This window comes from Streptomyces sp. NBC_01351 (assembly GCF_036237315.1).
Lineage (GTDB): Bacteria > Actinomycetota > Actinomycetes > Streptomycetales > Streptomycetaceae > Streptomyces.
Genome location: NZ_CP108356.1, coordinates 2250886 through 2276566, shown reverse-complemented (window position 1 = coordinate 2276566; position 25681 = coordinate 2250886). Strand labels below are relative to the sequence as shown.

General features: G+C 71.4%; 20 protein-coding genes. 15 read left to right on the top strand and 5 right to left on the bottom strand.

Features of this window, described 5'->3' with window-relative positions; all coding sequences use genetic code 11:
* The first annotated feature begins 33 nt into the window (after positions 1 to 33).
* The 3 genes from OG625_RS10115 to OG625_RS10105 all read left to right on the top strand — a co-directional run bounded on the left by OG625_RS10115 (position 34) and on the right by OG625_RS10105 (position 4775).
* Positions 34 to 732, top strand: a complete 699-nt coding sequence (locus tag OG625_RS10115) for a GNAT family N-acetyltransferase (protein WP_329378515.1) — start codon at positions 34 to 36, stop codon at positions 730 to 732.
* Between the two features lie 97 nt (positions 733 to 829).
* Positions 830 to 2752 (top strand): IucA/IucC family protein, encoded by a 1923-nt coding sequence (locus tag OG625_RS10110; protein WP_329378513.1) that lies wholly within the window; start codon positions 830 to 832, stop codon positions 2750 to 2752.
* Positions 2753 to 2804: 52 nt separating this feature from the next.
* On the top strand, positions 2805 to 4775 hold the full coding sequence (locus OG625_RS10105) for an ATP-dependent DNA helicase (protein WP_329378510.1): 1971 nt from the start codon (positions 2805 to 2807) through the stop codon (positions 4773 to 4775).
* A 91-nt stretch (positions 4776 to 4866) separates the two neighbouring features.
* Here OG625_RS10105 and lexA read toward each other — a convergent pair whose 3' ends face one another.
* Positions 4867 to 5661 (bottom strand): transcriptional repressor LexA, encoded by a 795-nt coding sequence (gene lexA / locus OG625_RS10100; protein WP_329378508.1) that lies wholly within the window; start codon positions 5659 to 5661, stop codon positions 4867 to 4869.
* 467 nt (positions 5662 to 6128) lie between these two features.
* Here lexA and nrdR point away from each other — a divergent pair, with 467 nt between their 5' ends.
* The 3 genes from nrdR to OG625_RS10085 all read left to right on the top strand — a co-directional run bounded on the left by nrdR (position 6129) and on the right by OG625_RS10085 (position 10909).
* The gene (nrdR, locus tag OG625_RS10095) at positions 6129 to 6641 is read left to right on the top strand and encodes a transcriptional regulator NrdR (RefSeq protein WP_329378506.1); all 513 of its coding nucleotides are present in this window, start codon (positions 6129 to 6131) and stop codon (positions 6639 to 6641) included.
* 145 nt (positions 6642 to 6786) lie between these two features.
* Positions 6787 to 9678, top strand: a complete 2892-nt coding sequence (locus OG625_RS10090) for a vitamin B12-dependent ribonucleotide reductase (RefSeq protein WP_329378504.1) — start codon at positions 6787 to 6789, stop codon at positions 9676 to 9678.
* A 130-nt stretch (positions 9679 to 9808) separates the two neighbouring features.
* A complete protein-coding gene (locus OG625_RS10085) occupies positions 9809 to 10909 on the top strand; it encodes a hypothetical protein (RefSeq protein ID WP_329378502.1) in 1101 nt (366 codons plus the stop codon).
* Positions 10910 to 10913: 4 nt separating this feature from the next.
* Here the strand turns inward: OG625_RS10085 and OG625_RS10080 are convergent, their stop codons facing one another.
* Positions 10914 to 11873: a DUF1152 domain-containing protein gene (locus OG625_RS10080; RefSeq protein WP_329378500.1), complete on the bottom strand. Its 960-nt coding sequence runs from the start codon at positions 11871 to 11873 to the stop codon at positions 10914 to 10916.
* A 96-nt stretch (positions 11874 to 11969) separates the two neighbouring features.
* On the opposite strand from OG625_RS10080, the gene OG625_RS10075 reads away from it, so the two are divergent.
* The 5 genes from OG625_RS10075 (at position 11970) to OG625_RS10055 (ending at position 17072) form a co-directional block, all read left to right on the top strand.
* Complete coding sequence (locus OG625_RS10075) at positions 11970 to 12809, top strand: arylamine N-acetyltransferase family protein (protein ID WP_329378498.1); 840 nt, start codon at positions 11970 to 11972, stop codon at positions 12807 to 12809.
* A 32-nt stretch (positions 12810 to 12841) separates the two neighbouring features.
* Positions 12842 to 13447, top strand: coding sequence for a YdbC family protein (locus tag OG625_RS10070; protein ID WP_329378496.1), 606 nt, complete (start codon positions 12842 to 12844; stop codon positions 13445 to 13447).
* A 91-nt stretch (positions 13448 to 13538) separates the two neighbouring features.
* Complete coding sequence (locus OG625_RS10065; protein ID WP_329378494.1) at positions 13539 to 14198, top strand: histidine phosphatase family protein; 660 nt, start codon at positions 13539 to 13541, stop codon at positions 14196 to 14198.
* Positions 14199 to 14209: 11 nt separating this feature from the next.
* Positions 14210 to 15127 carry an ADP-ribosylglycohydrolase family protein gene (locus tag OG625_RS10060; protein ID WP_329378492.1) on the top strand — a complete coding sequence of 306 codons (918 nt, stop codon included), beginning with the start codon at positions 14210 to 14212 and terminating at the stop codon, positions 15125 to 15127.
* Between the two features lie 172 nt (positions 15128 to 15299).
* The gene (locus OG625_RS10055; RefSeq protein ID WP_329378490.1) at positions 15300 to 17072 is read left to right on the top strand and encodes a DUF4153 domain-containing protein; all 1773 of its coding nucleotides are present in this window, start codon (positions 15300 to 15302) and stop codon (positions 17070 to 17072) included.
* Positions 17073 to 17164: 92 nt separating this feature from the next.
* Here OG625_RS10055 and OG625_RS10050 read toward each other — a convergent pair whose 3' ends face one another.
* Positions 17165 to 18718, bottom strand: coding sequence for an MFS transporter (locus tag OG625_RS10050; protein WP_329378488.1), 1554 nt, complete (start codon positions 18716 to 18718; stop codon positions 17165 to 17167).
* A 151-nt stretch (positions 18719 to 18869) separates the two neighbouring features.
* Between OG625_RS10050 and OG625_RS10045 the strand changes: the two genes are divergently transcribed.
* From OG625_RS10045 to OG625_RS10035, 3 genes are all read left to right on the top strand, one after another.
* The gene (locus OG625_RS10045) at positions 18870 to 19472 is read left to right on the top strand and encodes a TetR/AcrR family transcriptional regulator (RefSeq protein WP_329390543.1); all 603 of its coding nucleotides are present in this window, start codon (positions 18870 to 18872) and stop codon (positions 19470 to 19472) included.
* 116 nt (positions 19473 to 19588) lie between these two features.
* Complete coding sequence (locus OG625_RS10040; protein ID WP_329378486.1) at positions 19589 to 20299, top strand: ribonuclease HII; 711 nt, start codon at positions 19589 to 19591, stop codon at positions 20297 to 20299.
* 8 nt (positions 20300 to 20307) lie between these two features.
* A complete protein-coding gene (locus OG625_RS10035) occupies positions 20308 to 20997 on the top strand; it encodes a hypothetical protein (protein ID WP_329378484.1) in 690 nt (229 codons plus the stop codon).
* Between the two features lie 199 nt (positions 20998 to 21196).
* On the opposite strand, the gene OG625_RS10030 is transcribed toward OG625_RS10035, so the two are convergent.
* The gene (locus OG625_RS10030) at positions 21197 to 21826 is read right to left on the bottom strand and encodes a hypothetical protein (protein ID WP_329378482.1); all 630 of its coding nucleotides are present in this window, start codon (positions 21824 to 21826) and stop codon (positions 21197 to 21199) included.
* A 215-nt stretch (positions 21827 to 22041) separates the two neighbouring features.
* Entirely contained in the window at positions 22042 to 24201 is a 2160-nt protein-coding gene (locus OG625_RS10025; RefSeq protein ID WP_329378480.1) for a RecQ family ATP-dependent DNA helicase, read from the bottom strand.
* 131 nt (positions 24202 to 24332) lie between these two features.
* On the opposite strand from OG625_RS10025, the gene OG625_RS10020 reads away from it, so the two are divergent.
* Entirely contained in the window at positions 24333 to 25598 is a 1266-nt protein-coding gene (locus tag OG625_RS10020) for a DUF4192 domain-containing protein (RefSeq protein WP_329378478.1), read from the top strand.
* Positions 25599 to 25681 lie beyond the last annotated feature (83 nt).

Genomic DNA, 25681 nt, shown 5'->3' with positions numbered 1-25681 from the left:
CGCGTCAGCGCTGACACGGAGAAGAGCCCCCTGATGCCCTCCACCGAAACACCCGCCGATCCCGTCGGCTCCGCCACCCGCGCGTTCGGCAACCTCCGCGCCATCGACGACACCGTCGAACTACGGCTCCCCGTGGACCTGTTGCCCCTGCTCGCCGAGGCAGACCTGCTCGACTCCCCGGCGATCTGGGGCAGCACCGACACCCCCGCCGGCGCCTTCCGCCTGGAACCCGTACGAGCGGACCGGGACCTGGAGCTGCTGACCGGCTGGATGAACGACCCCGAAGTGGACGCCTCCTGGGAACTCGCCGGCCCCGCAGCCGTCACCGAGGCCCACCTACGGGCCCAACTCGACGGGGACGGCCGCAGCATCCCCTGCCTCGGCCTCCTCGACGGCACGCCGATGAGCTACTGGGAGATCTACCGGGCCGACCTCGACCCGCTGTCCCGGTACTACCCGGCGCGCCCCCACGACACGGGTATCCACCTGCTGATCGGAGACGGCACGAACCGCGGCCGGGGCCTGGGCACCACGCTGCTGCGCGCCGTCGCCGACCTGGTGCTCGACAACCGACCTCGCTGCACACGCGTCATCGCGGAACCGGACATTCGCAACACCCCCTCCGTATCAGCCTTCCTGGGCTCGGGTTTCCGCTGTTTCGCGGAAATCGACCTTCCCGAGAAGCGAGCCGCCCTGATGATCCGGGAGCGGGCGCTGCGCAATCTCCTCTGACTGCCGCCCCGCAGGCCCCGACCGTTCCGCCGCTTCGCACCTCTCCCTTCGAAAACTCCGCGCCACGCGGCAAAGTTCCCGAGCCCCGAGGAGACCCGTGCCGAACTTCCCCACAGACCCCGACTCCACCGAACCGCCCGTGCCTCCCTCGCCCCAGCACCCCTGTACGCCACCCGAACTCAACGGCCCGACCTGGGACTTCGCGTCCCGCCGACTGCTCGCGAAGATGCTCTCCGAGTTCGCCTACGAGGAGATCATCAGCCCAGTCCCAGTCCCAGTCCTAGTTTCAATCCCAGTCCCCGTCTCAGCCGCCGTCTCAGCGGCCGTCCCTGCCCCGTCCCCTGTCCGGGCCGGTGACGCCTGGACCCTCACCCTCGACGACGGCAGCAGCCTCGGCTTCCGGGCCCGCCGCCGCGCCTACGGCAGCTGGCACGTCGGCCCGGACAGCATCACCCTCACCCCGGCGCCGCCCTCCACCCAGCCGCCGATCGCCTTCGGGGACCCGTACGCCTTCCTCATCCGCGCCCGCACCCTCCTCGGCCTCGACGGCGCGACCCTCGGCCACCTCGTCCGCGAACTCAGCGCCACGCTCGCCGCAGACGCCCGGATCGACCACACCGCGCTCACCGCCGATGTCCTCGCGGAACTCGACTATGCCGCCCTCGAAGGCCACCAGACCGGTCACCCCTGGCTCGTCCTCAACAAGGGCCGCATCGGTCTCTCCGCCTCCGACACCGCGGCCTGGGCACCCGAGGCCCGCACCCGCCAGCAGCTGCCCTGGCTCGCCGCCCACACCTCCCTCGCCGTCTACCGCGGCACCGCGGGCCTGGAGGACCCCGCCCGCCTCTACTCCGCCGAGCTCGACCCCGGCACCCGCGCCGCCTTCGACCAGACCCTGCGCGACCGTGGACTGGACCCGTTCGGCTACCTCTACTTCCCGGTCCACCCCTGGCAGTGGGACGAGGTGGTCCTCCCACTCTTCGCTCCGGCCCTCGCCGCCGGCACCCTCGTCCCGCTCCCCGCCGACCCGGACGTGCGCCTGCCACAGCAGTCGATCCGCACCTTCCTCAACCTCACGCGCCCCGACCGGCACAGCGTCAAACTGCCGCTCTCCGTCTTCAACACCATGGTCTGGCGCGGCCTGCCCTCCGACCTGGCCCTCGCCGCCCCCGCCGTCACCGCCTGGATCCACTCCCTCCGTGACGGCGACCCCTTCCTCCGCGACGAATGCGGGGTGATCCTGCTCGGCGAGGTCGCCTCCGTCACCGTCCGCCATCCCGTCTACGACGAGCTGCCCGAGGTCCCGTACCAGTACAAGGAGCTCCTCGGCGCGATCTGGCGCGAGCCCCTGACCGGCCGCCTCGCCCCCGGCGAGCGCGCCCGTACCCTCGCCTCGCTCCTCCACACCGACCCGCGCGGACGTTCCTTCACCGCGGAACTCGTCGCCCGGTCCGGGCTGGCCCCGGCCGTCTGGCTCCAGCACCTCTTCGCCGCCGTCCTGCCCCCGCTGCTCCACTTCCTCTACCGCTACGGGACCGTCTTCTCGCCGCACGGGGAGAACACCGTCGTGATCTTCGACGAGCGCGAGGTGCCCGTCCGGCTGGCGGTGAAGGACTTCGTGGACGACATCAACATCACCGACGAGCCCCTTCCCGAGCTGGCCTCGCTTCCCGAAGAGGTCCGGTCCGTCCTGCTCACCGAGCCCGCGGACTTCCTGCCCCAGTTCATCCACTCCGGGCTCTTCGTGGGAGTCTTCCGCTACCTCTCGGCCCTGTGCGAGGAGCGGCTCGACGTCCCGGAGGCCGAGTTCTGGTCCCTCGTCCGGGCGGAGATCGTCCGCCACCAGGCCCGCTTCCCGGAGCTCAAGGACCGCTACGAGCTTTTCGACCTGCTCGGCGAAAGCATCGGACGGCTCTGCCTGAACCGGAACCGGCTCTATGAGGACGGTTACCGCGACCGCCCCGACCGCCCGCACGCCGTGCAGCACGGCACCGTACCCAACCCCTTGTACCGACCATGAAAGCTCGCCGGTGCGCTCACTGTCGGTGGGGCCCCGTAGGGTTGGCAGTGCTATGACGAAGCCCTCCCTCCCCGACCTGCTGCACGCCGCCGTCTCCGCCGTCGGCGGCACGGAGCGCCCCGGCCAGGTGGCCATGGCCGAAGCCGTCGCCGAAGCGATCGACGACAACTCCCACCGGCTCATCCAGGCCGGTACCGGCACCGGCAAGTCCCTCGGCTACCTGGTGCCGGCCCTCGCTCACGGTGAGCGCGTGGTCGTGGCCACGGCGACCCTCGCCCTCCAGCGGCAGCTCGTCGAGCGCGACCTGCCGCGGACGGTGGAGGCGCTGCACCCACAGCTGCGCCGCCGCCCGCAGTTCGCCATGCTCAAGGGCCGGTCCAACTACCTGTGCCTGCACCGTCTGCACGAGGGTGCGCCGCAGGACGAGGAGGAAGGCCTCTTCGACCAGTTCGAAGCGGCCACCCCCACGAGCAAGCTCGGCAAGGACCTGCTGCGCCTGCGCGACTGGGCGGACGAGACGGAGACCGGCGACCGCGACGACCTCACCCCGGGCGTTTCCGACAAGGCCTGGGGTCAGATCTCGGTCTCCTCCCGCGAGTGTCTGGGCGCGACGAAGTGCGCGTACGGGGCCGAGTGCTTCGCCGAGGCCGCCCGCGAGCGGGCCAAGCTCGCGGACGTGGTGGTCACCAACCACGCCCTGCTCGCCATCGACGCCATCGAGGGCGCACCCGTGCTGCCCCAGCACGAGGTACTGATCGTTGACGAGGCGCACGAACTGGTCTCCCGGGTGACCGGGGTCGCCACCGGCGAGCTCACCCCAGGGCAGGTCAACCGGGCCGTGAAGCGTGCGGCCAAGCTGGTCGACGAGAAGGTCGCGGACGCCCTCCAGACTGCCTCCGAATCCTTCGAACGCGTCATGGAGCTGGCGCTCCCCGGCCGGCTGGAAGAGGTCCCCGAGGACCTCGGCTACGCGCTGATGGCCCTGCGGGACGCGGCGCGCAACGTGATCTCCGCGATCGGTGCGACCCGTGACAAGTCCGTCCACGACGAGGATGCGGTCCGCAAGCAGGCCCTGGCCGCGGTGGAGAGCATCCACACGGTGGCCGAGCGGATCAGCAACGGCTCCGAGTACGACGTCGTCTGGTACGAGCGCCACGACCGCTTCGGCGCCACCCTCCGGGTCGCCCCGCTGTCCGTGTCCGGTCTGCTGCGCGAGAAGCTGTTCGAGGACCGGTCGGTGGTCCTGACCTCGGCCACCCTCAAGCTCGGCGGCGACTTCAACGGCGTCGCGGCCTCGATGGGGCTCTCCCCCGAGGGAGTGGAAGGGGAGGACGTACCGCTCTGGAAGGGGCTGGACGTCGGCTCGCCCTTCGACTACCCGAAGCAGGGAATCCTCTACGTCGCCAAGCACCTGGCCACACCCGGCCGTGAGGGCACCCGCGGCGACATGATGGACGAGCTCGCCGAGCTGATCGAAGCGGCCGGCGGCCGCACCCTCGGGCTGTTCTCCTCCATGCGCGGCGCCAAGGCGGCCGCCGAGGAACTGCGAGGCCGGCTCGACAACCCGATCCTGCTCCAGGGCGAAGAGACGCTCGGCGAGCTGATCAAGGCATTCGCGGCCGACCCGAAGACCTGCCTGTTCGGGACGCTGTCCCTCTGGCAGGGCGTGGACGTGCCCGGTCCCAGCTGCCAGCTCGTGGTCATGGACCGGATCCCGTTCCCGCGCCCCGACGACCCGCTGATGAGCGCCCGCCAGAAGTCGGTGGAGGAGCACGGGGGCAACGGCTTCATGGCCGTCGCGGCCACCCATGCCGCCCTGCTGATGGCCCAGGGCGCGGGTCGCCTCGTACGGGCCATGGACGATCGGGGTGTCGTCGCCGTGCTGGACCCCCGACTGGCCACGGCCCGGTACGGGAGCTTCCTGCGGGCCACGCTGCCGGACTTCTGGTTCACCACGGACCGCAACCAGGCCCGCCGCTCGCTCGCCTCGATCGACGCCGCGGCGAAGGCCGACGGAAAGTAGTTCCTCGGGAGCGCGAGCGCCAACCATCTTCACAAAACAGCCCCCGGGACCGGCGCAGTGGGTCCCGGGGGCTGGATGGAGGCGGCGGGGGTCAGACCCGACGCAGTACGGCCACGACCTTGCCGAGGATGGTCGCCTCGTCGCCGGGAATCGGCTGGTAGGCGGCGTTGTGCGGGAGGAGCCAGACATGGCCGTCCTCGCGCTTGAACCGCTTGACGGTGGCTTCGCCGTCGAGCATCGCGGCGACGATGTCCCCGTTCTCCGCGACCGGCTGGCGGCGGACCGTGACCCAGTCCCCGTCACAGATGGCGGCCTCGATCATCGAGTCGCCGACGACCTTGAGGACGAAGAGCTCGCCGTCCCCCACCAGCTGGCGGGGGAGCGGGAACACGTCCTCGACGGACTCCTCGGCGAGGATCGGGCCGCCGGCCGCGATCCGGCCGACCAGGGGAACGTAGGACGCGGCGGGCTTGCCCGTGGTGTCCGTGGGCTGCGAGCTGGGCTGGTCGGAACCGCGCACCTCGTACGCCCGGGGGCGGTGAGGGTCGCGCCGCAGGAAGCCCTTGCGCTCCAGAGCCATCAGCTGGTGGGCGACGGACGACGTGCTCGACAGGCCGACGGCCTGGCCGATCTCCCGCATGGACGGCGGGTAGCCCCTGCGCTGCACGGAGTCGCGAATGACCTCGATGACCCTCCGCTGCCGGTCCGTGAGTCCGGAGCTGTCGGCGCGGATGCCCGGAGGTCGACCTGGCAGCGAGCGCGCGGGGCGTACGACGGGCTCCGCCTCCGGGTTCGGGTTTGCGTCGTTCATGGCATGCACCGGCTCGAGTCGGCTCTGGGAGCGGTTCTGGGCAGTGATGGTGGCACTGTCTGCGGTCGTGGTCACGTCGGCCCCTCTCGAAATGTTCTCCCTAGCTGGACAACGGTAGTAGCTTTCGAAAGGTTGCGCCAAACACACGTTCGAGTGAAAAATCGCAGATCGTCCTGCGTGGGTATTTCGAGGGGTGTATAGACGCTCGGTTCGCCGAACGCGGGTTCGGCTCGGTGTCCGCTGCTTACGGTACCCTTCCCGGTCGGGTCGTCACCGGCCGGGCCGTGCCCAGTGTGGCACCGCGGGACCCCGTATCCGCCTATCGGACGGTGCGACACGCGGAGTGGGGTAAATCCGCCGCAACCCAAGATCTAGTGGTTGGATAAGCGCTGCCACCCAGAAGTTGTGGTCCTCGGTCTGCCGAGGGTCCCGACATCGCATATGCTGGTGGCTGCTTCACGAGCCCCCGGCAGAGCTTGTCTCCGTCGTTCAGGGGCCTCGTGGGGTGATTCGGTCGTGCCATCAGGGAGGGTGAGGGAACCATGCACTGCCCCTTCTGCAGGCACCCCGACAGCCGCGTCGTCGACAGCCGCACCACGGACGACGGCACGTCGATCCGCAGGCGCCGTCAGTGCCCCGACTGCTCCCGTCGCTTCACGACGGTGGAGACGGCCTCGCTGATGGTGATCAAGCGCAGCGGGGTGACCGAACCCTTCAGCCGTACCAAGGTCATCTCCGGCGTGCGCAAGGCGTGCCAGGGGCGGCCGGTCACCGAGGACGCCCTCGCCAAGCTCGGCCAGCGGGTCGAGGAGGCGGTGCGCGCCACCGGGAGCGCCGAGCTGACCACCCACGACGTGGGTCTGGCCATCCTCGGCCCGTTGCAGGAGCTCGACCTGGTCGCGTACCTGCGGTTCGCATCCGTTTACAAAGCGTTCGACACCCTTGAAGACTTCGAGACCGCCATCGTGGAACTGCGCGACCGGCGGCCTCACCCCGAAGAGTGCGGGCCCGGTGGGACCGGTTCGGTCCCCGTGCCCGCCTCCGCCGCCGACTGACCGGACGGCCCTCGCCCCGGCGCTCAGGCGCCGCGGTGTGGCCGGTGAGTCGTGCGAAGAGACGTAGATACAGATACACAGCACCGTGCCGCGGAATAGCGCTGGCACTTTAGGGCGTTTTTGCCCGCATATGGGAGGAAGCGGCATGACAGAGACGGCGAGCGGCTCGGCACGAGGTTCCCGCGCCAAGGGGACCAAGACTGCCAAGGGCGGCCTGCGTATCGAGCGCATCCACACCACCCCCGGCGTGCACCCGTACGACGAGGTGAGCTGGGAGCGCCGTGACGTCGTCATGACCAACTGGCGCGACGGCTCGGTCAACTTCGAGCAGCGCGGCGTCGAGTTCCCCGACTTCTGGTCGGTGAACGCGGTCAACATCGTCACCAGCAAGTACTTCCGCGGTGCGGTCGGCACCCCGCAGCGCGAGACCGGTCTGAAGCAGCTCATCGACCGGATCGTGAAGACGTACACGAAGGCCGGCGAGGACTTCGACTACTTCTCGTCGCCCGCCGACGTGGAGATCTTCGAGCACGAGCTCACGTACGCCCTCCTGCACCAGATCTTCAGCTTCAACTCCCCGGTGTGGTTCAACGTCGGCACGCCCCAGCCGCAGCAGGTCTCCGCCTGCTTCATCCTGGCCGTCGACGACTCCATGGAGTCGATCCTCGACTGGTACAAGGAAGAGGGAATGATCTTCAAGGGCGGCTCCGGCGCCGGCCTGAACCTCTCCCGCATCCGCTCCTCCAAGGAGCTCCTCTCCTCCGGCGGCAACGCCTCCGGTCCGGTCTCCTTCATGCGCGGAGCCGACGCGTCCGCAGGAACGATCAAGTCGGGTGGCGCCACCCGCCGCGCGGCGAAGATGGTCGTCCTGGACGTGGACCACCCGGACGTCGAGGCCTTCATCGAGACCAAGGTGAAGGAAGAGGAGAAGATCCGCGCCCTGCGCGACGCGGGCTTCGACATGGACCTGGGCGGCGACGACATCACGTCCGTCCAGTACCAGAACGCCAACAACTCCGTCCGTGTGAACGACGAGTTCATGACGGCCGTCGAGAACGGCACCGAGTTCGGCCTGCGTGCCCGCATGACCGGCGAGGTCATCGAGAAGGTCGACGCCAAGGCGCTCTTCCGCAAGCTCGCCGAGGCCGCGTGGGCCTGTGCCGACCCGGGCATCCAGTACGACGGTGTGATCAACAACTGGCACACCTGCCCCGAGTCCGGCCGCATCACCGCGTCCAACCCCTGCAGCGAGTACATGCACCTGGACAACACGTCCTGCAACCTCGCCTCGCTCAACCTGATGAAGTTCCTGAACGACGACGGCAAGGGCAACCAGTCCTTCGACGCCGAGCGCTTCTCCAAGGTCGTCGAGCTCGTCATCACCGCGATGGACATCTCCATCTGCTTCGCGGACTTCCCGACGCAGAAGATCGGCGAGAACACCCGCGCCTTCCGCCAGCTGGGCATCGGCTACGCCAACCTCGGCGCCCTGCTGATGGCCACCGGCCACGCGTACGACTCGGACGGCGGCCGCACCCTCGCCGCGTCGATCACCTCGCTGATGACCGGCACCGCGTACAAGCGCTCCGCCGAGCTGGCCGCCATCGTCGGCCCGTACGACGGCTACGCCCGCAACGCCGAGTCGCACAAGCGCGTCATGAAGCAGCACGCCGACGCCAACGCCGTCGCGCCGCGCACCGAGGACCTGGACAACGTCATCTGGGCCGCGGCCACCGAGGCCTGGCAGGACGTCCTGCGCCTCGGCGAGAAGAACGGCTTCCGCAACTCCCAGGCCTCCGTCCTCGCGCCGACCGGCACCATCGGTCTCGCGATGTCCTGCGACACCACCGGTGTCGAGCCGGACCTGGCCCTGGTCAAGTTCAAGAAGCTCGTCGGCGGCGGCTCGATGCAGATCGTCAACGGCACCGTTCCGCAGGCCCTGCGCCGCATGGGCTACCAGGAAGAGCAGATCGAGGCGATCGTCGCCCACATCGCCGAGCACGGCGTGGTCGTCGACGCCCCGGGCCTGAAGCAGGAGCACTACTCGGTCTTCGACTGCGCGATGGGTGAGCGTTCCATCTCCGCGATGGGCCACGTCCGCATGATGGCCGCGATCCAGCCCTGGATCTCCGGCGCGATCTCGAAGACGGTCAACATGCCGGAGACGGCGACCGTCGAGGAGATCGAGGAGATCTACTTCGAGGCGTGGAAGCTGGGCGTCAAGGCGCTCGCGATCTACCGCGACAACTGCAAGGTCGGCCAGCCCCTCTCCGCGAAGAAGAAGGAAGAGGAGAAGGAGGAGGTCACCGCCAAGACGGAGGAGACCATCCGCGCCGCCGTCGAGAAGGTCATCGAGTACCGCCCCGTCCGCAAGCGCCTCCCCAAGGGCCGCCCGGGCATCACCACCTCCTTCACGGTGGGCGGCGCCGAGGGCTACATGACGGCCAACTCCTACCCGGACGACGGTCTGGGCGAGGTCTTCCTGAAGATGTCCAAGCAGGGCTCGACCCTCGCGGGCATGATGGACGCCTTCTCGATCGCCGTCTCGGTCGGCCTCCAGTACGGCGTGCCGCTGGAGACCTACGTCTCGAAGTTCACGAACATGCGCTTCGAGCCGGCCGGCATGACGGACGACCCGGACGTGCGGATGGCGCAGTCGATCGTCGACTACATCTTCCGTCGCCTGGCCCTGGACTTCCTGCCCTTCGAGACCCGCTCGGCCCTCGGCATCCACACCGCCGAGGAGCGCCAGCGTCACCTGGAGACCGGCTCCTACGAGCCCCTCGAGGACGAGCTGGACACCGAGTCGCTGGCCCAGTCGGCCCCGCTCGCCGCGGTGCCGTCGGCCCCGAAGCCGGCCGAGGTCACCGCCCCGGTCCCGGCCCCGAAGACGGCGCACAGCAACGCCGAACTGGTCGAGATGCAGCTGGGTGTCTCCGCCGACGCCCCGCTCTGCTTCTCCTGCGGTACGAAGATGCAGCGCGCCGGCTCCTGCTACATCTGCGAGGGCTGCGGCTCCACCAGCGGCTGCAGCTGATAGCGGCTGACCTGTAGGAAGCGGAGGGGACCGATCGCCAAGATCGGTCCCCTCCGCCGTTCCTGGTCTTTCCGGACGGCATGTGGCACCCTCGGAGCATGATCAAAAGAATCGAGTCCGCCGTCCGCCGATGAGCGGGACGACCGGGAAGCCAGTCCGCCGAGCACCGATCACGCTGTTCGACCACGCGCTCCGGCTCCATCGGGCCTCCCCGGACAGGCCTTTCGCGCGCGAGGGCCAGCCGTATCCCGACGAATCGGTCCACCGCGGCCGTGACAGCCCCGAAGCTCCTGCCGACCGCAGCCTGATCGGCGAGGACGTGGCGCGTGTCCTGGACGCGCACTTCGCCCGGGCCGCCGCCGAACCGCGCGAACTGGCCTTCTCCTTCCACAAGCTGTGCCTCCCGAGCCACCGCAACGAGCACATCGCCGCCGCCGCACGGCGGGCGGACCTGGACCGCGTGCTCCGCACCGGCCGGTGGCTGGTCCGCAACGGGATCGACTCTTGTGCGGTCACCGTGGGGCTCGCCCTGCTCGCGGAGGTGGGAACGACCGACGACATCCCGTTCATCCAGATGATCGGGCTGCTGTCCGCCCCGTTCGGCCCTCTCGCGGTGGAGGCCCTCGAACGCCTCCCGGGAGCGGCCGAGTCACTGCTGTGGTACGCCGAACGGGTAACCGGCTGGGGACGCGTAGATGTCGTGCACGCCCTCAGCAGCCGTGACGAGCCGCAGGTCCGGGCCTGGCTGCTGCGCAGATCCTGCGACGGTGACTTCCTCAACAGCTACTTTGCCGGCCAGGTGGCCGTCCACGTCGGACTCCACGAGGAACTCGGGGGCCTGGACACCGACGCCGAGCTGGTCGACCACATCGGGCGCATCCTCTATCTCATGCACAGCTGCGACGGGAGGGGCCTGACTCTCGCCGACTATCCCCACGCGGCTGCCGTGCTGGAAGCCCACGCACGCCACGTGGGCCCGCTGGGCCCGACCGCCCAGCGGTTCGTGACGTGCACCCTGCTGGCCCTGCAGCTGACCACCAAGTCGCCGCAGGCCGCCGGATGCACGGAGGAGCAGCACGGGGCGCTGAGGGAGACGTACACGGCGCTGCTCGACCGGGACGCGTGGATCCGGACCGCGCGCGAGGCCCTCGCCGAGGAGGACGAGACGATGCTGTGGCTCGCCCGCTACCACGGGGCGGAACTGGGGCTCCGCGCGTTCAGGAGCAGCTGAGGCGTCAGTGCGGGATGCGGCGGGGCGGACGGGTGACCAGGTCCTCGCGGAATTCGGCGATCCGCGAGTGGACCTGGCGCATCAGGTGGGTGTCCTCGATGCGGTCCAGGTAGAGGCAGCGCGCGGCCAGACCGGGCAGGTCGAAGGCGAAGCAGAGTGACATCAGTGGGTTGACGAAGAGCTCGCTGCCGCTGGTGCGGGTGGTGAACCGGACGTCCCCGAAGTCACCTCGGACGGCGGCGGCGATGGAGCCGTTCACGATGCTGGGACGGTCCGGGGTGTGGTCCTGGGCGTGGGCCACGGCGTCGAGGAAGAGCGCGCCCTCGCGGGTGGCGCGCGGGATCGAGAACGCGCCGAGGTACGCGCCGTCGCGCTCCAGTGCCGCGATGTTCTCCAGCACCAGGGCGTGGTTCACCCCGTGGTACGCGTCCACCCCGAAGCCCACCGACACGACGAGGCGTTCCGCTACGTCGTCCAGCGCGGCCAGTGCCGCGACGCTGGTCAGATCCTCCTCGGGGGTGCCGAGGCCCGATTCGTCGCCCCGCATCAGGATGTCCGTGCCCCCGTCGACGAGTACGACCGCGTCGATGCGGTGGAGGTCGATCAGGGCCCGGTAGGCGGCCCGCAGCGGCTGGACCCCGACCTGGGGGAAGGCGTACACGGTGGCCGGGTAGCCGTGGATGTGGAGCCACTGGGCCAGGGTGCGCTCGGGGAAGTAGGCCTGGTGGGGCGCCGAGCGCGGGGTGACGACGGCGAGGTCGGGGGCCGCCCACTCCTCTACGGGCAGGCCGGCGAGCGCGCTGAAGGAGAGGTTCGCCAGGTGGACTTCCTTGCCCTGGTGCATGAGGGAGAGGGCGATGGGGAGCCCGGCGTAGATGTCGAAGCCGCCGCCCGCGCCCGTGACCAGGACGCGTTCGGCGTCCGCGAGGCGGGTGAAGAGCGGGTTGGTGTGCAGGGCCGTCATGGCGATCATTGTGCGGGGTGCGGTGCGAGAACGCCCCTGGGTTTCACGGCAGCAGTGACAGCGTGACGGCAGACGTCACGGGAAGACGGGGGAGTCATGTGGAGCGGTGACGAGCTGGATCTGGACGCGTACCTGACGCGGATCGGAATGCGGGGAAGTGCGGTCGGGGGCGGGGAACTCCGGGCGGACCTGGCGACGTTGTACGAAGTGCACCGCGCCCACACCGCCGCCGTCGTCTTCGAGAGCCTGGACGTCCTGCTCGGCCGCCCCGTCGAGCTGGACATGAAGGCGATCGAGGGCAAGCTCGTGCACGCCCGCCGCGGCGGGTACTGCTACGAGCAGAACTCGCTGCTGGCCGCCGCCCTGGAGCGGATCGGCTTCGAGGTCTCCGGGCGCGGTGCCCGCAACCGCACCCGCGGGGAGTCCTTGACGCCCGTGACGCACGCCGTCCTCGTCGTCACGGTCGAGGGCGAACCATGGCTGTGCGACGCCGGGTTCGGCTACCAGGGGCCCAGCGAGCCCGTCCCGCTCGGGCGGCCCGGTGTCGAGGTGCGGCAGGGGGAGTGGACGTACCGCGTCCGCGAGGAGGAGGACGGCGTCCTCGTGCTGTGCCTGCTGCGCGAGGGGGCCTGGCGGGACCTGTACGCGTTCTCCCCGCAGCCCTACCACCCCGTCGACTACCTCGTGTTGAACCACTACAGCTCCACGCACCCCCGCTCCGCCTTCGTCTCGCGGGTCGTCGTACAGCGGCCGGGCGAGCGTGCCCGCCTGGCGCTGGTCGGGCGGGAGCTCACCCGGCTGCTCCCCGACGGGCGGGTCGAGCGGGAGACCGTGGCACCGGACGAGCTGCTCGCCGTGCTCGACCGGGAGTTCGGGCTTCGGCTGTCCGGGCGGGACGGGGCGGAAGTGGTGGCGATCCACCGCGCCGGGGACTGACCCGGGACCCGCCGGGACCGTACGATGGCGCAGTGCTGGTCAAGTGGATTCGCTGCACGGTGACGGACCGACGCGGGTTCGAGCGCGGGCAGCGTAAATGGGCGGGGCTGCCGGGCGAGCCGGGATTCCGGGGGCAGGGCGGCGGCTGGAGCCGGGGCCGGCAGGGGGTCGCGCATGTCTTCGCGTTCTGGGAGAGCCGCTCCTTCTACGACTCCTTCATGGCCCGCAGCCACGACCGGCTGGCCGCCTCGCAGAACGGCACCTACACCGATCTGCGGGTCACCCTCTTCGATCACCGCTTCGACGTGAAGACGGGCTTCGAGCCCCGGTTCACCGACGCCGACGTCGTACGGGTCGCGCACACCAAGATCCGCGAGGGTCGGGTCGACCACTTCGCCCTCATGCAGGAGAAGGTGTGGAACCCGGCCATGGCGGGCTCGCCCGGGATGATCCGTGGCCTCTTCGGCGAGGCCCCCGGCCGGGAGTTCCTGGTGCTGTCGATGTGGCACGCGGCCGCCGAGCACGGCAAGTACCGGCAGGAGCGGGTGGAACGGCTCTCCCTGCGCGCCCAGATCCAGGCCGACGTCGAGGCCCTCACCGGTGACGTAGTCGACCTGGAACCGTCCTGGACGGTGTGACGGTATGGCCGTACGACGATCTGTGGGCGGGCCGGAGGGCTGACCGGCGTGCCCGTCGAGCGGCCCGCCGGTGGCCGAATAGGGTCATGGGATGTCTCGACCACGTCGCATCGTCCTTGTCCGGCACGGGGAATCGGAGGGCAACGCCGACGATTCGGTGTACGAGCGGGAACCCGACCACGCCCTGCGGCTGACCAAGAGGGGGCGCGCACAGGCCGCGGCGGCCGGCGACCGGCTGCGCGAACTCTTCGGCGACGAGACGATCAGCGCGTACGTGTCCCCGTACCGGCGGACCTTGCAGACCTTCCGGGAACTGCGGCTGGATCCGGCCCGGGTCCGGATGCGCGAGGAGCCGAGGCTGCGCGAGCAGGACTGGGGAAACTGGCAGGAGAGGGAGGACGTACGCCTCCAGAAGGCCTACCGGGACGCGTACGGGCACTTCTTCTACCGGTTCGCCCAGGGCGAGTCGGGTGCCGACGTGTACGACCGGGTCGGGTCCTTCCTGGAGAGCCTCTACCGCAGCTTCGAGGCCCCCGACCACCCCGAGAACGTGCTCCTGGTGACGCACGGGCTGACGATGCGGCTGTTCTGCATGCGGTGGTTCCACTGGTCGGTGGCCGAGTTCGAAGCCCTGTCCAATCCCGGGAACGGCGAATTCCGGGTCCTCATGCGCGGCCCGGACGGCCGGTACCGGATGGACCGCCCATTTGAGCGGTGGACCACACCCGAGCCTTATGACCTCGACGGCTAGAGTGGCCCGCAATGACGCCTGACTCCACTCCCGAACGGCGCTACGCACGCGCCATGTCCAGCCTCCGAGGCCTGGCCCTGGGCGACGCCCTGGGCTCCCAGTACTTCGTCCCCGTGAACTACCCGCTGCTCAAGCGGCGCGAACTGCCCGCCGGTACCGAGACCTGGCAGTGGACCGACGACACCGAGATGGCCTGCTCGGTCGTGGCCGTGCTCGCCCGGCACGGCCGCATCGACCAGGACGCGCTCGCGAGCTCCTTCGCCCACCACCACGACTTCGACCGGGGCTACGGGCCCGCTGTGAACCGGATGCTGCGTCTGGTCCGGGAAGGCGCGGACTGGCGCACGCTGGCCGCCGAACTGTTCAACGGGCAGGGCTCCTGGGGCAACGGCGCCGCCATGCGGATCGCTCCGCTCGGCGCCTGGTACGCCGACGACCCCGAGCAGGCCACGCACCAGGCGGAGATCTCCGCCTACACCACCCACCAGCACCGCGAGGCGGTGTGCGGGGCCATGGCCGTCGCCGCGGCGGCCGCGCTCGCGGCGGCTCCGGCCGGTCCGCCGAAGGCCGCCGACCTGCTGGACGGGGTGATCGCGCTGGTGCCGCGCAGCGCGGTGGGTGCCGGGCTGCGGCGGGCACGGGACATGCTGGACTACGGCGACGCGACCACGGTCGCGGCGGTACTGGGCTGCGGGCGGCGCACGAGCGCCCACGACACCGTGCCCTTCGCCCTGTGGTCGGCGGCGCGTTCGCTGGACGACTACGAGCGGGCGTTCTGGACCACCGCGCAGGTGGGCGGCGACGTCGACACGACCTGCGCCATCGTCGGCGGTGTGCTGGGCGCGCGGGGAGACGGCGGACTGCCGGCCGCGTGGCTGGCGCGCACCGAGGCCCTGCCGGCCTGGCTGCCGGAGGCGGCGGCGGGCTAGGAGCCGACCAAGTCGGGCTGGGGGCACCCCTGATGGGGTGCCCCCTTCCGTTTGTCACGGTCCTGCCACAGAGCTCTTTTGATCCTGTTCAAAACCAACTTGTACCGGCCTACTCTGGCTGCTCAGCCGCCCCCAACCGGATCGCCGGGGCGGCCTGCAGGGAGGGGAACCGATGTCAGAGAACACCGACGGCGCGGACGGAACCGCGTCCGAGGCCACCGCCGGAGCCGCGCCGGGCGGCGGGTCGGTCGGCGGGGCGACCGGGCCGGCGGTCGGTGCGGCGGTCGGTGCGCAGCCCGGAGGGTCTCCCGGTGCCCCGTCAGCTTCGCCGCCGTCCGCTCCGACCCCGTCCGCTTCGCCACCGGCCCCTGTGCCTCCGGAGGTCGCCGCGCAGATGGCCTGGCAGGCGTACCACGAGCGAGCCCGGGCCGAATCCCTCGCCAGGGCCTCCGCCCCGCCCTCATGGGTCGTACGGGTGCGCCCGGCCGAAGCCGCTCCCGTGCGGACCGCGACACTCGTCGCTGCCCTCGTGGCCGGCCTCACCGCCGCGCTGCTCCTCGGCGACGGCCTTGGCCCCGGGCTGCCGCTCGCGGTGCTGCCCGCCGTCGTCGCCGCGTACGTCGCCGCCCGCGCGGCCGGTCGGGCGCCCCGCCCCTGGACCCTGGTCTGGGCGGTTGGCTGCCTCGCCCTGCTCGTCGTACCGGCCCTGCGCGACTCCGCCTGGCCGGCCACGCTCGCGATCCTGTCCGCCGTCCTGCTCGGGGCGCTCGCCCTACACGGGAGCCGCACCTGGCACGGGGTGCTGCTCAGCCCGTTCGGCCTCGCCGAGTCCGCCGTGACCGGCACCGGCTGGGCCTGGGCGGGCCTCCGCTCGCGCAGTGGGAGCATCAGCAAGGACCGCTGGCTGCCCCTCGTGAAGGCGACCGCCGTGGCCGTGGCGCTGCTGGTGCTCTTCGGCACGCTGTTCGCCTCCGCCGACGCCGCCTTCGCCGATCTGGTGGGCGACCTCATGCCCGAGGTCTCCCTCGGGGACGGGCCCGTGCGGACCGTCCTCTTCGTCCTCGGCGCCGTCCTCGCGCTCGCCGCCGCCCGTACGGCCGCGGCCCCGCTGCGCTGGGACCGGATCGAGGTCACCCCGGGCAAGCCGCGCTCCCGCGTCGAATGGGCGCTTCCGCTCATCGTGCTCAACCTGCTCTTCGCGGGCTTCAACGCCGTTCAGCTGGCCGTCCTGTTCGGCGGTTACGACAAGGTGCTCGCCAGCACCGATCTCACCTACGCCGAGTACGCCCGGCAGGGCTTCTGGCAGCTGCTCTGGGCCACCCTTCTCACCCTCGTCGTCATCGCGCTCGCCCTGCGCTGGGCCCCGCGCTCCGGAGCGGGCGACCGCCGCTTCGTCCGGGTCGTCCTCGGGGTGCTGTGCGCGCTGACGCTTGTGGTCGTGGCGTCCGCGCTGCGTCGGATGGACCTCTACGTGGACGCGTACGGGCTGACCCGGCTGCGCGTGTCGGTGGCCGCGATGGAGCTGTGGCTCGGGCTGGTCATCGTGCTGATCATGGCGGCAGGGGTGTTCGGCGCACGCTGGCTGCCGCGCGCCGTTGCCGGCAGTGCGGCCGCGACCGTCCTCGCCTTCGGCCTGCTGTCCCCGGACGGGATGGTCGCCGAGCGCAACGTGGCCCGCTACGAGACCGACAAGAAGATCGACCTCGCCTACTTCCAGTCCCTGTCCGCCGACGCGGTGCCCGCCCTCGACGGGCTGCCCGAGCCGCAGCGGTCCTGCGCCCTGAGGGGGATCAACGACGAGATGGCGCGGGCCGGCGAGGTCCCTTGGTACGCCATGAGCCTGGGCGAGTACCGGGCCCGGAAGATCCTGCGGGAGCGGCCGGTGACCGTTTCGTACGCGGAGTGCTCGCGCCTCGGCGCCTTCGGCAGCCGCGTCGAGTACTAGCGGTTCGCCTACGGGGCCACGGGCGCGGGAGTGACCCCGCGCCCGTGGCCTTCGTACGGCCGGCTGCCCCCCGTACGGCCGGACGGTCGCGCTCAGGCGGCCGGACCGGCTTTCGCTGCGGCGCCGTTGAGGGCGTCCAGGTCGCTCTTGCGCACCCGGATCACCAGCACGGCCGTGGCCAGGGCGAGACCCGCCATGGCCACGGCTGCGAGGAACGAGGTGGAGATGCCGTGGGCGAGTACGAGGTCCCCCCAGGGGTCGGGCAGCCGCCCGGACTCCTCGGCGGCGGCCAGCTGACCGGGATCGGCCTGGGCCATGAAGGCCCGGGTCTGCTTCTCGGCCTCGCCGCGGGTGGCCGTGCCGAAGACGGTGACCAGGATGGAGAGGCCGAGTGAGCCGCCGACCTGCTGGCTGGCGTTGAGCAGCCCGGAGGCCGCGCCGGCTTCCCTCGGCTCGACGCCGGAGACGGCGGTGAGGGTGAGCGTCACGAAGTTGAGGCCCATGCCGAAACCGAACAGCACCATCGGCCCGAGCACCCCTGAGACGTACGAACTGTCGGTCCGCAGGAAGGCCAGCCAGGTCAGCCCGATACCGACGAGGGCCGTTCCGGTCAGCATGAACGGCTTCGGTCCGAGGCGCGGCAGGAAGCGCTGCGAGAGGCCGGCCGCCGTGACGATGGCGACGGTCACGGGCAGGAAGCCGAGCCCGGACTGGATCGGGGTGAAGCCCAGTACGTTCTGTACGAACTGGACGATGAAGAAGAACATGCCGAACATCGCCGCGGCGAGGCTGAGCATGATCACGTAGGTGCCGGCGCGGTTGCGGTCGGCGAACATCCGCAGTGGGATGATCGGCTCGCGGGCCTTGGACTCGATGGCCACGAACAGCGTGAGCAGGACGATGGCCGCGGCGAACGAGCCGAGGGCGAGGGAGTCGCGCCAGCCCTCCTCGGAGGCGCGGATGAATCCGTAGACGAGCGAGGCCATGCCGCCGGTGGAGGTGAGGGCCCCGGCGATGTCGAAGCGGCCCGGGTGGCGCTCGGACTCGCTGATGTAGAGGGGGGCGAGGACGGCGATCAGCACGCCGATCGGCACGTTGACGAAGAGCACCCAGCGCCAGTCGAGCCACTCGGTGAGCATGCCGCCCGCGAGCAGGCCGATCGCGCCACCGCCGGCCGAGACGGCGGCGAACACCCCGAAGGCACGGTTGCGTTCGGGGCCCTCGGCGAACGTGGTGGTGATCAGCGCGAGGGAGGTCGGTGAGGCGATGGCGCCTCCGACGCCCTGCAGGGCGCGGGCGGCGAGCAGCTGCCAGGGCTCCTGGGCGAAACCGCCGAGGAGGGAGGCCAGCGTGAAGAGCAGGATTCCGGCCATGAAGACGCGGCGTCGGCCGAGGATGTCGCCGGCCCGGCCGCCGAGCAGGAGCAGGCCGCCGAAGGTGAGGGTGTAGGCGCTGAGCACCCAGGAGAGGTCGGTGGTGCTGAAGGCGAGGGCGGTCTGGATGTGGGGGAGGGCGATGTTCACGATGGTCGCGTCGAGGACGACCATGAGCTGGCATGCGGCGATGACGGCGAGCGCCACTCCGGGGCGCCCCTCCCGGCGGGCCGCGCCCGCTATTCGGGGTGTGGCGAGTTGAGAGCTTGTCACTGAGGATCCCCCCAAAGTGAAATAGTGAACGCATCCGTTCACTGAGGTCCACGGTAGGAGCCCGGTCTTAGTGAACGCAAGCGTTCACTAAGACCGAAAATGAGTGCGCGGGGCGCTCGGTGGGCGTGCAAGGCGGTGGGAGGTTCGGATGATGGTGGGTTCACGCTGGTCGGGGGCGTCGTCGGGACGCAGGCGAGGTCCCGAACTCGAACGGGCGATTCTCGACGCCGCGTTGGAGCAGCTCAGCACCGTCGGCTGGAACGCGCTCACGATGGAGGGCGTCGCGGCGGGCGCGCAGACGGGCAAGGCCGCGCTCTACCGGCGCTGGACCTCGAAGGCGGACCTGGTGGCCGATGTGCTGCGGTCCGGCCTGCCTCCGATCGGCGAGGTCCCCGATCTCGGATCGATCCGTGAGGACCTGTTCTTCCTGTGCGTGCGGATGCGTGACGTCATGGGCTCGCGGGCCGGGCTGGCCCTGAGGTCGGTGCTTCACGAATGCGACCACGCGCACGCCGGCCGGTTCCACGGGGTGATCACGTCGGGGCTGCACGCGCCGGCCCAGCAGCTGATCAGGGAGCTGCTGCGGCGGGGGATCGAGCGGGGCGACGTACGGGCGGACGCGACGGGTCCGTTCGTCGTGGACGTCATTCCGGCGCTTCTGATGTACGGCGCCAAGGTGCGCGGGAGCGAATGGAGGGACCCGGAGATCGGGGCGATGATCGACGAGGTGATGGTGCCGGTGCTCAGGGTGTGAGACGTGGCGGCCGGGTCCCGCGGCGGTCCGGCGGGGGCTCCGGTGCGGGTCGCGCTGGAGCGGGAGGTGGGCCGGGGTGTGCAGGCGGCGCGGGGCGGCGTAACCTTGCTGGCGCCATGCCGTACGAAGCACCCACCCACACCGTCGAACGCTCCCTCCGTGCAACCATCGGCGCCAAGGTCATCGCCGGGGTCGACGAAGTCGGACGAGGGGCCTGGGCCGGTCCCGTCACCGTGTGCGCGGCGATCACCGGTCTGCGCCGGCCGCCCGCAGGGCTCACCGACTCCAAACTGCTCACGCCGAAGCGCCGTGATGCCCTCGTCGAGGTCCTGGAGGGCTGGGTCACCGCGTACGCCCTCGGGCACGCCTCCCCCGAGGAGATCGACGAGCTGGGGATGACGGCCGCCCTGCGGCTCGCCGCGGAGCGGGCCCTGGAGTCCCTCCCGGTGCGGCCCGACGCGGTGATACTCGACGGCAAGCACGACTATCTCGGCCCGCCCTGGCGGGTTCGTACGGTGATCAAGGGCGATCAGTCCTGCGTCGCCGTCGCGGCGGCCTCGGTGATCGCCAAGGTCCGACGCGACCGGATGATGGCCGAACTCGGCCAACAGGGCGGCGGAATCGAAGACTTCGCTTTTGCCGCCAACGCCGGATACCCCTCGCCCGTGCACCGGGCGGCACTTGAGGAACGGGGACCCACCCCGTACCACCGGCTCTCGTGGTCGTACCTCGACGCGCTGCCCAGGTGGCGCCATCTGAAGAAGGTGCGCCGGAGCGAGGAAGCGATGGAGCTGGAAAACGGAGGCCAACTCGGCTTCGATTTCTAATCGCACCCATGTGCCACCGGCCGGTACGTTTCGTACCGGTGTTTGATAGACATCAGCTCGCCTCTCACCCCGCCATCGAGGAGCCTCAGATTCACGAGAGTGCCCAGGGTCCCCGCGTCACGCCGGCCGCCGGCCGCACCGCGCCGACCCCCCGCCCCGTACCTGGTCCGCGTCCCGCAGCCGTACCCCGGCCCGGACGCCCCGGTCCCGTCCGGCCCGCACCGCCCGCGCAGCGTGCGCCGCAGGCCACCCCCGGACCCGTTCCCGCAGCCCCCACCGCTCCCACCGCACCGTCCGTCTCGGCGGCGGTGCCGCAGATCCAGCTGATCCCGGCCTCCGCCGAGGGCGCGCTGGACGCGGCCGAAGAGGCCGTGGACCTGCTGCTCGACACCGGGCGCGCGCCCGGCGACATCCTGGTGCTCACGACAGGGGACCCGCACCCGTGGGCCGCGCACGAGCTGTCCTTCGGCGAGGCCGCGTACTGGGCCCTCCACGACGCCGGGGACGACATCTTCTATGCGGACGCGGAGCAGGTCCGGCGTGCCGCCGGGCGCCCCGTCGTGGTCCTCGCGGCCAATGGCGGAGCGGTCGACGCCCTCGCCGGAGCCCTGCCGGTCGCGCTCGCGCGGGCCGGTGCGCTGATGATCGTGTGCGGCGACCCGCAGCAGATCAACTCCGTGCTGGGTGCGGGCGTCTGACGCCCCCTACCCGGGTACGGGCGTGGGGCGGGGCAGGGCGTGAGCCCGCCCCACTGAAGCCCGAGGCCTGATCCGCCGTACGCCCGCTTCAGGGTGTACGGCCGTTAGGCCTGCCCGCGGGCAGGACGCGGAGGTGTCGGTGGGCGGAGGTCCGTGCGCGCGGTGGTCGGCGTGCCTCGCCTCGGTGAGTGAACCGGGGTCAGCGTGCCGCGGTCCGACGCAGGGCCTCGGCCGCGCCGCCGCCGCTGTGCAGGGCGAGCGGGGCGAACTCGGCAGCGGTGTCGCCGAGGCGTTGCGGCCGCGAGTCGGAGCTGGGCCGCCGGCCGCCCCGGCCTTCGCCCAGTACCTGCCAGCCGCCACGGGTCAGGGTGATGTACGCGCCGCAGCGCAGCCCGTGCAGGGTGCAGGCGTCCCGCAGCCCCCACATCCATGCCCCGTCCTCCTCGGTCCACCGCTCGTCGCCCTCGCGGCAGTAGAGCAGCACCGCGGTCCGCACCGGGGTGCGCCGCCGCAGGTCGTGCGGGAGGACCCGGCGTAGCCGGGACAGCAGGGCGTTGCGGTACTCCCAGCCGTCGGCCGAAACCGACCGCTGTACGAAGGAGGCGCTCGCCACGAGCTGTTCCTCCGGGCCGAGGACGGCGATGACCGCCGTCGAGGGCACCGGGGCGTGCCGGGAGTGCAGCCCGCCGACGACCTCGCGGGGGTTGCGGAGGAGGGGAATGCCCGATGCCGTCCATTCGGAGGGTTCCAGCAGTCTGCCGTGCCGGCTGGTGCCGCCGGTGGCCGTCGTCAGCGACGTGGTCGAGGGCGGGGCGGATCCGAAGGCCACGGTCCTCCCTTCGGGTACACGCCCGCGGACGGGCACTGCTGGAGTTCGGGCGCGCCGCGGCGTGGCCCAAGAGAGCGCCGGAGAGCCGAGCGGGAGCACTCCAATTCTCGCGTGGCCTCCGAGCGCGCGGCAACGAGCAATTGCCGCCGCCGACCGGAATCCATCGGTATGCCGCTCATATCCTTGCCCCGCCACGCCGAAGATGACGCATTCGGCTACCCCTGGAGCGCGAGCACCAGGGGGAACACCTCGCGCGCGCCCGCTCGCCGGAGCAGCCGGGCAGCCACGGCCAGGGTCCAGCCGCTCTCCGCACGGTCGTCCACGAGCAGCACCGGACCCGCTGCCTCCGCGAGTGTCCCGGCCAGCTCCGGGGGAACGGTCAAGGCTTGGTGGAGCCCGCGCACCCGCTGGGCGCTGTTCGAGGACGGCAGTCCGAACTCCGGGGCCTCATCCGTGTAAGCCAAGGTCCCGAGCAGGGGCATCCGCCCGACCTCCGCGATCCGGGCGGCCAGCGAGCCGACCAGCTGGGGCCGGGAGCGCGAAGGCAGGGCGACCACGCCCACCGGCCTCGCGGGCGCGCCCGGTGCGCCCGAGGCCCAGCCGCCCGGGCCCCGGGCCCAGTCGGCCAGGACCGCCACCACGGCCTGCGCCACGTCGTCCGGGACCGGCTGGTCCGGAGCCTGCGGCGCGAGCATCGGCCGCAGCCGGTTGCCCCAGCCGATGTCGGACAGCCGGCCCAGGGCCCGGCCCGTCGAGGCCTGCTCGCCTGCCGGGATGCGTCCCTTGAGGTCCACGCCGACCGCCGCGAGGCCGGTCGGCCACATCTTGCGGGGATCCAGCTCCACACCGGGCCGGCCGAGCTCGCCGCGCGCGGTGTCCAGCGCGGTGGTGGAGACGTCCGCGGTGAACCGGGCCCCCGCGCAGTTGTCGCAGCGGCCGCAGGGCGCGGCCTCCTCGTCATCGAGCTGGCGGCGCAGGAACTCCATCCGGCAACCGGTGGCCGCCGCGTAGTCGCGCATCGCCTGCTGCTCGGCGGCCCGCTGGCGGGCCACCCAGGCGTAGCGCTCGGAGTCGTACACCCAGGGCTCGCCCGTCGAGGTCCAGCCACCCTTGACCCGGTGGACGGCGCCGTCCACGTCGAGGACCTTGAGCATCGTCTCCAGGCGGGTCCGGCGCAGGTCGACCAGCGGCTCCATGGCGGGCAGCGAGAGCGGGCGGCCCGCCTGCGCGAGGACGTGAAGGGTGCGGCGCACCTGCTCCTCCGGGGGGAAGGCCACCGAGGCGAAGTACTGCCAGATCGCCTCGTCCTCGCGGCCCGGCAGCAGCAGCACCTCCGCGTGCTCCACGCCACGGCCCGCGCGGCCCACCTGCTGGTAGTAGGCGATGGGGGAGGAGGGTGAGCCCAGGTGCACGACGAAGCCCAGGTCGGGCTTGTCGAAGCCCATGCCGAGAGCGGAGGTGGCCACCAGGGCCTTGACCCGGTTGGCCTGGAGGTCTTCCTCCGCCTGCTGGCGGTCGGCGTTCTCCGTCTTGCCCGTGTACGAGGAGACGGTGTGCCCACGGTGGCGCAGGTACGCGGTGACCTCCTCGGCCGCCGCGACGGTCAGCGTGTAGATGATTCCGGAGCCGGGCAGTTCCCCGAGGTGGTCGGCGAGCCAGGCCAGCCGGTGCGCGGCGTCGGGCAGGGTCAGCACCGCCAGGCTCAGGCTCTCGCGGTCGAGCGGGCCGCGCAGCACCAGAGCGTCCGTACCGGCTCCGGTGCCCAGCTGTTCGGCGACGTCGGCGGTCACCCGCGCATTGGCCGTGGCGGTCGTGGCCAGCACGGGCACGCCCGGCGGGAGGTCGGCGAGCATGGTGCGCAGCCGGCGGTAGTCGGGACGGAAGTCGTGTCCCCAGTCGGAGATGCAGTGGGCCTCGTCCACGACGAGCAGGCCGGTAGCGGCGGACAGCTTGGGCAGGACCTGGTCACGGAAGTCCGGGTTGTTCAGCCGCTCCGGGCTCACCAGCAGCACGTCGACCTCACCCGCCTCGACCTCGGCCTGGATCCCCTCCCACTCCTCGGGATTGGCCGAATTGATGGTGTGGGCGCGGATGCCGGCCCGGGCGGCGGCCTCGACCTGATTGCGCATCAGCGCGAGGAGGGGGGAGACGATCACGGTGGGTCCGGCGCCGCTCGCCCGCAGCAGCGAGGTCGCGACGAAGTAGACCGCGGACTTGCCCCAGCCCGTGCGCTGCACCACCAGCGCCCGCCGCTTGTGCGCGACGAGGGCCTCGATCGCAACCCACTGGTCCTCACGCAGCCGAGCGGTGCCCGTGGGATCGCCCACGAGACGGGCTAGTACGGAGTCGGCCGAGGACCTCAGGTCTGCGTTCATGCCCCCATGCAACCCGATGCGTCTGACATCGCGCCAATGCCGCTCTGAGCCTGTGGATGTTGAAATGTGTACAGATCTGTCGGTTATCCACAGGGCTTTCGGGATCTGATCGACCACGGGATCTTCGTGGCATGACGAACAGCCACGAATCACGCAACCCGTCCGAGCGGCCCTCCAGCAGCACGACCGGAGCCGCGCCCGAACCGCAGATCACCCTGCGCAGCCCGGCCGAACTGGCCGACGCGCTGCCCTACATGCTCGGGTTCCACCCGACCGACTCCCTCGTCATGGTCGCCGTGCACGGTGAGGGCGGCCGCTTCGGCGGCCGGCTCCGCGTCGGCATCCCCGCCACCGCTTCCGAATGGGAGGACACCGCGCGACAGGTCGCGGACTGCCTGATCCGCGGCAGCGCACGGCGCGGCGGCAAGCCCGACGGCATCGTCGTCTTCCTCTGCCAGGAGCCGCGCGGGGAGGAGAGCGGGCAGCGGGTGATGACGCGGCTGCGCCCGCTCGCCCAGCGGATCCGCCTGGCCTGCGGCGCTTTGGACGTGCCCGTGCTGGAAGCCCTGTGCATCTCGGCGGGCCGGCTCTGGTCCTACGTATGCCCCGACGAGCGCTGCTGCCCGGCGGAGGGCAGCCCCATGGCCGCCGCCGGCACCTCGGTGCTGGCCGCTGCCGCCACCTTCGCGGGCCTCCAGGTCAGGGGCTCCCTCAAGGAGATCGAACGGCGGCTGGCGCCCCTGCGCGGGGCCGTCGCCGGGGAGATGGAGCGGGCCCTGGACCGGGCCGCCGCCGCCCTGGTCCCGAAGATCCTCGACGGGGCCACCCGGGAGGAGGTCGGCGCCGAGACCATCGCGCTGGCAGGGAGCCTGATGCGGCGCATGACCCTCGCCGCGCCCGCCGAAAGCGGGCCCCGCGCCGACGAATGGGACGACGCGCTGCTCACCCACGACGAGGCCGCCGCGCTGATCCTCGGCCTCCAGGACCGCGAGATCCGGGACGTCGCCGCCGAGTGGATGGAGGGCGAGGAGGCCGCGCCCGCCCTACGACTGTGGCGGTCCCTGGCCCGGCGGTGCGTCGGGGCCTACGGCGAGCACGCGGCGGCCCCGCTCACCCTCGCCGGCTGGGTCTCCTGGTCCACCGGTGACGAACCGACCGCCCGCATCGCCCTCGGACTGGCCCTGCGAGCCGACGCCGAGTACCGCTTCGCCCAGTTGCTCCACCACGCCTGCAACGAGGGCATCGACCCCGAGGGGCTGCGGCAGTGCCTGCGGGAGGAGCGCGGCCGCCGCGAGCCACGGCGCGGGCGCCCGAAGGCGGGTACCCGTCCGCCCGGCCGCCGGGACCGGAGCACCACCCGCCGCGAGTCCCGCCGCACCGCGAGGAGCGACCAGTGAGCCCGCGTCGGCCACCCGCGGGCGGTACCCCGGTGCACCGGATCCGGAGCGCCCTGGACCTGATTCCGAGGCACCCGCTCCGT

Excerpts from the sequence above, each read along its gene's own strand:
- OG625_RS10045 (WP_329390543.1), top strand. The coding sequence starts at position 18,870 with ATGGTGGGTTCACGCTGGTCGGGGGCGTCGTCGGGACGCAGGCGAGGT.
- OG625_RS10075 (WP_329378498.1), top strand. The coding sequence starts at position 11,970 with ATGTGGAGCGGTGACGAGCTGGATCTGGACGCGTACCTGACGCGGATC.
- OG625_RS10085 (WP_329378502.1), top strand. The coding sequence starts at position 9,809 with ATGAGCGGGACGACCGGGAAGCCAGTCCGCCGAGCACCGATCACGCTG.
- OG625_RS10065 (WP_329378494.1), top strand. The coding sequence starts at position 13,539 with ATGTCTCGACCACGTCGCATCGTCCTTGTCCGGCACGGGGAATCGGAG.
- OG625_RS10040 (WP_329378486.1), top strand. The coding sequence starts at position 19,589 with ATGCCGTACGAAGCACCCACCCACACCGTCGAACGCTCCCTCCGTGCA.
- OG625_RS10080 (WP_329378500.1), bottom strand. The coding sequence starts at position 11,873 with ATGACGGCCCTGCACACCAACCCGCTCTTCACCCGCCTCGCGGACGCC.
- OG625_RS10105 (WP_329378510.1), top strand. The coding sequence starts at position 2,805 with ATGACGAAGCCCTCCCTCCCCGACCTGCTGCACGCCGCCGTCTCCGCC.
- OG625_RS10115 (WP_329378515.1), top strand. The coding sequence starts at position 34 with ATGCCCTCCACCGAAACACCCGCCGATCCCGTCGGCTCCGCCACCCGC.
- OG625_RS10060 (WP_329378492.1), top strand. The coding sequence starts at position 14,210 with ATGACGCCTGACTCCACTCCCGAACGGCGCTACGCACGCGCCATGTCC.
- OG625_RS10020 (WP_329378478.1), top strand. The coding sequence starts at position 24,333 with ATGACGAACAGCCACGAATCACGCAACCCGTCCGAGCGGCCCTCCAGC.
- nrdR (WP_329378506.1), top strand. The coding sequence starts at position 6,129 with ATGCACTGCCCCTTCTGCAGGCACCCCGACAGCCGCGTCGTCGACAGC.
- OG625_RS10035 (WP_329378484.1), top strand. The coding sequence starts at position 20,308 with ATGTGCCACCGGCCGGTACGTTTCGTACCGGTGTTTGATAGACATCAG.
- OG625_RS10090 (WP_329378504.1), top strand. The coding sequence starts at position 6,787 with ATGACAGAGACGGCGAGCGGCTCGGCACGAGGTTCCCGCGCCAAGGGG.
- OG625_RS10055 (WP_329378490.1), top strand. The coding sequence starts at position 15,300 with ATGTCAGAGAACACCGACGGCGCGGACGGAACCGCGTCCGAGGCCACC.
- OG625_RS10025 (WP_329378480.1), bottom strand. The coding sequence starts at position 24,201 with ATGAACGCAGACCTGAGGTCCTCGGCCGACTCCGTACTAGCCCGTCTC.